Genomic DNA, 8,030 nt, shown 5'->3' on the forward strand with positions numbered 1-8,030 from the left:
AATCACCGGCGCGATTCTCGCGGTCGACGGCGGAACGAGCGCATCGACAGGCCAGACGCACGTCGCGTGACACGATTCGCTCGACGGGGGGGATGACGCGGGGCCCGCAGAGGACTAGCGTCGGCACAGAGGAGAGCCCGGGCCCGGGCATCCTCCCAACACCGTCGTTGTGGCCCCGGGGGGCGGCGCGACCGGCAGGAGGACACGTGTTCACGTTCCCGGGAAAGCGACAGGGACGCACCCGCCGTCCGAGGCCGGCCCTCGCACTCGCACTGGCGGCCCTCGTGATAGCCGTCACGCTCGCACCGGCCGTCGGCCAGGGGCATCCGGAGTCTGCCGCTGCAGCAGCAGCCGGCGCCCGCATCGTCAGCGTTCCCTCGGGACGATGCCTCGACGTGACCGGCAACACCGCCACCCCGGGCACGGTGATGAACATCTACGACTGCAACAACCAGGCGAACCAGTCCTTCACCCGCAGCACCGCAGGGGAGCTGAAGACCTTCGCCGACACCCGCTGCCTCGACGTCTCCGGCCAGGTCACGACATCCCCCGCCCGCGCGCAGATCTGGACCTGCAACGGCGGTTCGAACCAGAAGTGGACCCTGAACGCGAACGGCACGATCACCGGAGTGCAGTCCGGGCTCTGCCTCGACGTCACCGGTGGCAAGACCGCCAACAGCACCCTCGTCGGCATGCTCACCTGCAATGGATCCGCCGGCCAGAAGTGGTCGACGACCCTCGCCCCCGACACCACCCCGCCGAGTGTGCCCCAGGATCCGCACATCGGTGTGCTCACCTGCGACACCGCGACCTTCGGCTGGACCGTGTCGACCGACAATGTGGGAGTGACCTTCTACGACGTCTACCATGACGGCCAGTTGATGACATCCGTCGCCGCACCCGAGCGCCGAACGACCCTGACTGTCGTCGGCGGCGTCACCTGGGGTCTGTATGTGAACGCGCGGGACGCGGCGGGAAACGTCTCGCAGGCCAGCGCGACCGTGCGCATCACCCCGCCGAACTGCCAGGCCGACACCCAGCCGCCGACCGCACCGACGGGGCTCACGGGGTCGGCCTCCGGCACCACGGTCACGCTGAAGTGGACCGCCGCCATCGACAACATCGGCGTGCGCGCCTACGACCTCTACCGCAATGGCGCCAAAGTCGGCTCCGTGACCGGTACGGCATCCGTCGCCCCCGGCACCACCTTCGTCGACAGTGCCCTCGCCCCGAACACGAAATACACCTACTCGGTGGTCGCGAGAGACGGGCAGGCCAATGTCTCGCCGAACAGCACCGCTGTGGCTGTCACGACGGGCACCGGATGCGCCCAGGCCGTGTGCGCCGTGACCCAGATCGCGACGGACACCGACATCCCCTGGGGCCTCGTGACCCTCGCCGACGAAACGATACTCTACGGCCGCCGCGACGCGCACGACATCGTGCACCTCGACCCGGCGACCGGAGCGAAGACCACCGTGGGCACCGTGCCGAACGTCGAGAACACCGACGGCGAGGGCGGCCTGCTCGGGCTGGCGATCGCGCCCGATTTCGCGACCACGCACTGGCTGTACATCATGCACACCTCCCCCACCGACAACCGCATCGTGCGCATCAGGGTCGAGAGCGACAAGCTGGTGCTCTCGAGCGAGCAAGTGCTGCTCAGCGGCATCCTGCGCAACAAGTTCCACGACGGCGGTCGGCTGCGCTTCGGCCCCGACGGCATGCTCTATGCGAGCACCGGGGATGCCCAGAACGGCGACAACGCACAGAACCTCGCCTCGCTGAACGGCAAAGTGCTGCGGATGAACGCCGACGGCTCGGTCCCTGCAGACAACCCCTTCGGCACCTACGTCTGGAGCTACGGCCACCGCAACCCGCAGGGTCTCGCGTTCGATTCGCAGGGCCGGCTGTGGGAGCAGGAGTTCGGCAACAGCGTGATGGACGAGACGAACCTCATCGTGAAGGGCGGCAACTACGGCTGGCCCGCCTGCGAGGGAACGACCGGCACCTGTGGCACCGCCGGCTTCATTGCGCCGAAGCAGACGTATCCGACCTCTGAGGGGTCCTGCTCGGGCATCACGGTGGTGCGGAACATTCTGTACGTGGCCTGCGAGCGCGGAACGCGGCTGTACCGCGAGGTGATCTCGGGATCGTCCCTCACGAACGTGACGGTTCTCTTCAACGGCACCTACGGTCGGCTGCGCACGGTCGAGCCTTCGCCCGACGGCGGGCTCTGGCTCACCACCAGCAACCTCGGCAACAAAGACAGCGTTCCGAACAACAGCGATGAGAAGTTGCTGCGCGTGACGCTGGGCGGGTGAACCGCCTAGGTTGGAAGGGTGCCCCGCCGATTCCGGTTCCGACGACAGAAGAGTGTCGTCGAGGTGCCCGAATACGCGGCCACGATCATCCTGAACCAGGCGATCTCCAAGCTCGACACGCTGGCGGTGATCTCGCTTGCCGTCGATCGGCCGGTCGAGAATGCCAAACAGGGGCGTCCGCTCATTCCGCTCGTCGAGGGAGCATGGGTCGAGGTCGAACTGCCGAAACTGGGCGAACCTCCGCCCCTCGCCATCGACGTCTACAGCACCGTGGGCACTGACCACGCGAGGTTCGAGGCGCTGAGACTGGTCGCGACGCTGCGTCGGCAGACGGCGTGGGATGTTCGGCCTGACTTCGGCCCGAGCGACGACGACTGACCCGGCGGGTGGGTCGCGGCATCCGGAGACCGGCCGCCGCCTCCACCCGGCGTGCTCTCAGGCCTGCAGCACCCCGTCGATGAAGCCGGTCACGACCGCCAGCACCTCGTCCCTGTTCGTCTCCTTGAAGACCTCGTGGCGGGCGCCGGGGAAGATGTGTTCGGTGAGGGCGGATCCGGCGATGACCTCGATACCCGCCCTGCTGTCGGCCAGGGCGACGAGCTGGTCGTCCTCGCCCTGCACCCAGAGTGTCGGCAGCGCGCCGAGGTCACCCGATCGGGCGATCAGCGCCAGGCTCGCGTTCAGCGCCTGCAGAGTCGGGCGCTGGAACGCCCCGTGCCACACCAGGGGGTCGGCGACGTAGGCCTCGCCGACGGAGGGATCGCGCGACAGGGTCGACGGGTCGATGGGGGTGTCGGGAATCGGGTCGAGCGGCAGCAGATCGTCCACCACCTGCCAGCGGCCGAGCACGGGGCCGGAGAGCACCAGCGCGGCGAGCTGCTCTCCGTAGCGCTGCGCGTACCGCGCGCCGATCATGCCGCCCATCGAGTGCCCGATGAGCACGACCGGCAGGCCGGGGGTGTCGGCGCGGGCGCGCTCTGCGAGGGTGTTCACATCGGTCACGACGTCTTCGAAGTCGCGCACCACCACCCGGTCGCCCGCGCTCTTGCCGTGGCCGACGTGATCGACGCCGTACACGATGCCACCGTGCTCGACCAGCACATCGGCGACATACTCGTAGCGACCGATGTGTTCGCCGTAACCGTGCACCAGCAGGGCGATGTAGCGGGGCGGAGCAGCGCTGCCCGGTGCCGCGCGCCACGTTCGGGCGACGCGTTCTCCGTCGAGAGCGTCGAAGGTCCATTCGTTCGAGGTTGCCATGAGACGAATGTACGCTCGGCTCTCCCGTTCGCGAAAGGGTCGGGCGGGTCCGCGGGACGCGGCATCCGGATGCTCGGCGGTCGCCGGGCGCGGGTCGCCGGGCGCGGGTCGCCGGGCGCGGTGGCAGGGTGCACGCGTCGGCGTCGAGCCCGCGCACCTGCCGCCACAGCGCCCTGCGCCACGGCGCCCCGTCGCCACGTCGCTATCGCGCGCGGAGGTGGTCGAAGCTCAACGGCGCAACGGCGCTACAGGCCCTACGGGCGCTACAGCGCCCGGAGGTGGTCGAACCGCTGCAGGATGAGCCCCTCCCGCAGCGCCCACGGGCAGATCTGGGCGGCGTCGAGGCCGAGCCCGCTGAGCGCCGCCTCTGCCACCAGGGCCGCAGCGAGCATCTGGCGGGCGCGAATCTCTGAAACCCCCGGCAGCTCTGCCCGGTCGGCGGCCGACATCGCCGCGAGCCGGTTGGCCCAGAGCGTGAGGTCGGAGAGGCGCAGCTCGCGCTTGACGTAGGGTCCGGCTGCGCGTGGTGCGGCGCCGGTGATGCGCGCCAGCGACCGGAACGACTTCGACGTCGCCGCCACCAGCGTCGCGGGGTCGAGCCGGGTGAAAGCGGCGATCGGCTCGGCGAGCGTGGCACGGATGTACTTACGCGCCGCCTTGACGCTCTTCGCGCTCGGCGGGTCGCCCTCGAGGAGGTCCCACGTGAGCCGTCCGGCCCCGAGGGGCACCGACAGCGCCAGCTCCGGATGCTCGTCGGCACCCATCGCGAGCTCGAACGAACCGCCCCCGATGTCGAGGTTCAGGATGTTGCCCGCACCCCAGCCGTACCACCGCCGCACCGCGAGGAACGTCGCAGCCGCTTCATCCGGCCCGCTCAGTTCGGCGAGACGTATGCCCGTTTCGGCATACACGCGGGCGAGCACCTCCTGGCCGTTCGCCGACTCGCGGATGGCCGATGTGGCGAACGCCAGCAGGTCTTCGGCGTCGTTCGTGCGAGCGAACTCGGCCGCCTCGCCGATGAAGTCGAGCAGCTCGCGCTGCCCCTCTTCGCTGATCGCGCCGCGCTCATCGAGGTACGCCACCAGCTGCAGGGACCGTTTGTGCGAGCCGAACGGTAGCGGACGGGCACCCGGATGCGCGTCGATGAGAAGGAGGTGAACAGTGTTCGATCCGATGTCGAGAACGCCAAGCCGCATCCCTCGAACCTATCGCCTCCTCCGTACCAACCTCACTTTGCGCAAAGGCACCCAAACCCTGCGGGTTGGGTGCCTTTGCGCAAAATGGACGGGCGTGACGCCCGATCAGGCCAGGCCGAGCTGCTCGAGCATGCCCTTCTGGTCGCTGCTGCCCCAGCGCTCGACGAGCTTGCCGTCTTCGAACCGGCTCAGCTGCATGCCGCGCACACTGATCGACTTGCCGGTGGCCGCGTTTCCCATCAGCGGACCCTGGTGGGTGCCGGTGAGGGTGTAGGCGAAGGCCACGTCGGTGTCGTTCGCGACGAGCCGCTCGACTTCGATGTGCAGGTCGGGGAACGCCGTGATCATCTCGCCGAAGAACGCCTTGTACCCAGCCGGGCCGGGCTCCTGGCCGGGCGCCGGGTCGTTGTCCACGGCATCCACAGCGACGAGATCGTCGAGCAGGTCGAGCTGGTTGCTGTTCACTGCTTCGCCGAACTTCTGCTGGGCTTGGATGTTGGTCTCTTGGCTCATGGCTTCACTCTTCTCGTGTGTGTTTCGTCAGATGTGATGGGGAAGCCCTGCGTGACCACTCCCCTGTCATTCGACCCCAGATCCGACCGGCCCACCAGACGCTTGCGTTCAGGCCGCGCCCGTGCGAGACGCCGCCCGTCAGGCGACCATTTGCCCTCACCGCCCGGCACTGGCAGGCTCAGCGGTGTGAGTGATCCCCTCGACAACAGCGTCTCCCCGTCTCTGGCCGCGCCAGGCTGGTATCCGACAGCCCCCGGCTCGCCGACCTTCCGGTGGTGGGATGGCGTTCAGTGGACCGAACACCTTCAGAACCTCAGCCAGCTCACCCCGCAGCCGACGAGCACGGTCACCAAGGCGACGCCGGTGTACAACGTGTTCATCTGGCTCTTCGTGCTGCCTCTTCTCAGCGTGATCGCGCTGCTCTTCGTCGACTTCGGCTCGCTGATGGCGGACTCCATGCGGCAGTCGCTCGCGAACCGCGGCACGTCGAACCCCTTCTCGAACCCCACGATGACCAGCCCGGTGTATCTGCTCGTGCAGGGCCTGAGTTGGGTGATCTTCGCAGCCAGCGTCGTGCTGGCCGCATTCGATTTCAAACGCCTCGGCCAAGTCGGTTTCGCCCGCCGTTTTCATTGGGCCTGGGCATTCCTCGGCATCTTCTAGACCATCGGGCGCACGGTGATCGTGCGGCGGGAATCCGGCCGGGGCATGGCCGTCGTCTGGGTCTTCATCGCCGTCACCGTGCTGAACCTCGTCGTGGTGGTCGCGAAGTTCGTCGCCGCGGTGCCTGCGGTGAATGCGGTCGTCAACCAGTACCGGTGACAGCCGCAGGCAACGCGACCTGCGCCGGCCGGGAATGGCGAGCGTGAGCGACCCTTTCACCGGATCGGCGGCGGCGGCGGTCTGGCTGGGCCCGGGCTCGGCGGCAGCTGTTCAGCCTCTGGGCCCGGGTACCCGGTAGCGCAGAAACACGACGCCGTTCGCGAAGGGGCGCTGCTCCTTCAGCTCGAGCGCCAGCCGCAGCCCGTCGGGAAGAAACCGTTTGCCCCCGCCCACGATCACGGGCGAGACGAACTGCTGCACCTCGTCGACGAGCCCCGCGGCGAGCGCCTGGGCTGCGAGCGCCGGCCCACCGATGACCAGGTCTGCGGATGCCTCCTGCTTGAGTTCGGCAACCGCGTCGGTGTCGAAGCGGGGCTCGATACGCGTCCGCGCTGAATAGACGCTCGTGAGGGTGCTGGAGTACACCACCTTCTCGGCGGCCCGCCACAGCGCGGCGTAGTCGACCATCACCGGCGGCTCACCCTCGAGCGACATCGTCTCCCACACCCGCATCGTCTCATACAGACGTCGGCCGTACAGGTGGGTGCCGATGGTGCGCTGCGTATCGTTGACGAACGCATGCACTTCTTCGTCAGGTGCGCTCCATGCGAAGGAGCCGCTCTCGTCTTCGATGTACCCGTCGAGCGAGGTGATGCTCGAGTAGATCAACCTGGCCATGGCCGAGCATAACCCCGAGCATCCGCCGCCCGCCAGCGCGCCTGCGCGGTTTCCACAGCGGGGCCGACTGGCCGGTTGTGCACGGATCGTAGCACGGGGGCCCACCCCCTTCCCCCGACACGGCACGGTGGACCATGACCTCCACACCCGACCTGCCCCTCATCACCACCGGCGCTCTCGAACACGCCGGCGGCGACCGACGGAGCATTGCACGCGCCTCGACGCGTGGTTCGGTTCACCGTGTTCGGCGCGGCGTGTACGTTCCGGCCGAGGCCTGGCGCGAGCTCGACGCGGTCGGTCGCTATCGCGCGCTCTGCCAATCGGTCTCCCTGGTCGGGCGGGCCCGCCCCGTGCTGTCGCACTGGTCAGCCGCCGCGGTGCACGGACTGCCGATCGTCGGGGAGTGGCCGAGAGAGGTACACCGCTTGATCGAGCGAACGTCGGGCGGGCGGTCCACGGCCGAGACGATCGCACACCCCACCCGGCTCGACTGTGCGGATGTCGTCGAGATGAAGGGGATGCTCGTGACCTCCGTCGCGCGTACGGTCGTCGATCTCGCAGCAACGTCGAGTTTCGCCTCCGCCGTGACGACTGCGGACTTCTCCCTGCACCGCAAGCGCCCGGCCCGCGTCATGAAGGCCGACCTGTATGCCGCCTTCGAGCAGGCGCGGGTGACCCGGTTTCAGCGCCGGATCGAGAGCGTGCTGCAGTTCTCGACCAGTCTGGCCGACTCGCCGGCGGAGTCCGCCAGCCGCGCCAACCTCCACCTCGGCGGTTTCGAGGTTCCGGAGCTTCAGAGAGAGTACTTCGATGCAGACGGCTTCATCGGGGCGACGGATTTCGCCTGGCCGGGTTACCGTCTGGTGGGCGAAGTCGACGGTCGACAGAAGTACCTCAAACCGGAGTACCTGAAGGGCCGCACGCCCGGCGAAGTCGTCTACGAGGAGAAGGTGCGCGAAGACCGACTCCGCGCGCTGTCGCTCGGAGTGGTGCGCTGGGACTGGTGGCGGGCCATCGACCCCGCTCGGCTGCACCCGTTCCTGCGCGCCGCCGGAGTACCGCTCCGCGCCGCACGCGGCCGCTGACGCGGCGCGGGCTCGCGGTGCGGGTAGCGGCGCGGGGCTCGCGGCGGGGGGCTCGCGGTGCGTGGCCCCCGGGTGCGGGTAGCGGCGCGGGGCTCGCGGTGCGCGGCCCCCGGGTGCGGGTAGCGGCGCGGGGCTCGCGGTGCGCGGCCCCC

At 68.9% G+C, this 8,030-nt stretch carries 8 protein-coding genes; 4 read left to right on the plus strand and 4 right to left on the minus strand.

What is annotated here, in order from left to right; genetic code table 11:
- The first annotated feature begins 206 nt into the window (after positions 1-206).
- Positions 207-2,324: a PQQ-dependent sugar dehydrogenase gene (locus B7R24_RS14640; RefSeq protein WP_216363714.1), complete on the plus strand. Its 2,118-nt coding sequence runs from the start codon at positions 207-209 to the stop codon at positions 2,322-2,324.
- Positions 2,325-2,342: 18 nt separating this feature from the next.
- Positions 2,343-2,702, plus strand: coding sequence for a hypothetical protein (locus B7R24_RS14645; RefSeq protein WP_147304058.1), 360 nt, complete (start codon positions 2,343-2,345; stop codon positions 2,700-2,702).
- 57 nt (positions 2,703-2,759) lie between these two features.
- Here the strand turns inward: B7R24_RS14645 and B7R24_RS14650 are convergent, their stop codons facing one another.
- From B7R24_RS14650 to B7R24_RS14660, 3 genes are all read right to left on the minus strand, one after another.
- Entirely contained in the window at positions 2,760-3,584 is an 825-nt protein-coding gene (locus B7R24_RS14650; RefSeq protein ID WP_116419712.1) for an alpha/beta hydrolase, read from the minus strand.
- Between the two features lie 263 nt (positions 3,585-3,847).
- Positions 3,848-4,780: a Ppx/GppA phosphatase family protein gene (locus tag B7R24_RS14655; RefSeq protein WP_116419713.1), complete on the minus strand. Its 933-nt coding sequence runs from the start codon at positions 4,778-4,780 to the stop codon at positions 3,848-3,850.
- Between the two features lie 105 nt (positions 4,781-4,885).
- Positions 4,886-5,293: an ester cyclase gene (locus B7R24_RS14660; protein ID WP_116419714.1), complete on the minus strand. Its 408-nt coding sequence runs from the start codon at positions 5,291-5,293 to the stop codon at positions 4,886-4,888.
- A 186-nt stretch (positions 5,294-5,479) separates the two neighbouring features.
- Here B7R24_RS14660 and B7R24_RS14665 point away from each other — a divergent pair, with 186 nt between their 5' ends.
- A complete protein-coding gene (locus tag B7R24_RS14665; RefSeq protein WP_172582851.1) occupies positions 5,480-5,956 on the plus strand; it encodes a DUF2510 domain-containing protein in 477 nt (158 codons plus the stop codon).
- 270 nt (positions 5,957-6,226) lie between these two features.
- On the opposite strand, the gene B7R24_RS14670 is transcribed toward B7R24_RS14665, so the two are convergent.
- Entirely contained in the window at positions 6,227-6,793 is a 567-nt protein-coding gene (locus B7R24_RS14670; RefSeq protein WP_116419716.1) for a dihydrofolate reductase family protein, read from the minus strand.
- Positions 6,794-6,927: 134 nt separating this feature from the next.
- Here B7R24_RS14670 and B7R24_RS14675 point away from each other — a divergent pair, with 134 nt between their 5' ends.
- Entirely contained in the window at positions 6,928-7,878 is a 951-nt protein-coding gene (locus B7R24_RS14675) for a type IV toxin-antitoxin system AbiEi family antitoxin domain-containing protein (RefSeq protein WP_116419717.1), read from the plus strand.
- The last annotated feature ends 152 nt before the right edge of the window (positions 7,879-8,030 follow it).

Source organism: Subtercola boreus, from assembly GCF_003399645.1.
GTDB lineage: Bacteria > Actinomycetota > Actinomycetes > Actinomycetales > Microbacteriaceae > Subtercola > Subtercola boreus_A.

Coding starts and splice junctions, on each gene's coding strand:
- B7R24_RS14650 (WP_116419712.1), bottom strand. CDS start 3,584: ATGGCAACCTCGAACGAATGGACCTTCGACGCTCTCGACGGAGAACGC.
- B7R24_RS14655 (WP_116419713.1), bottom strand. CDS start 4,780: ATGCGGCTTGGCGTTCTCGACATCGGATCGAACACTGTTCACCTCCTT.
- B7R24_RS14660 (WP_116419714.1), bottom strand. CDS start 5,293: ATGAGCCAAGAGACCAACATCCAAGCCCAGCAGAAGTTCGGCGAAGCA.
- B7R24_RS14675 (WP_116419717.1), top strand. CDS start 6,928: ATGACCTCCACACCCGACCTGCCCCTCATCACCACCGGCGCTCTCGAA.
- B7R24_RS14670 (WP_116419716.1), bottom strand. CDS start 6,793: ATGGCCAGGTTGATCTACTCGAGCATCACCTCGCTCGACGGGTACATC.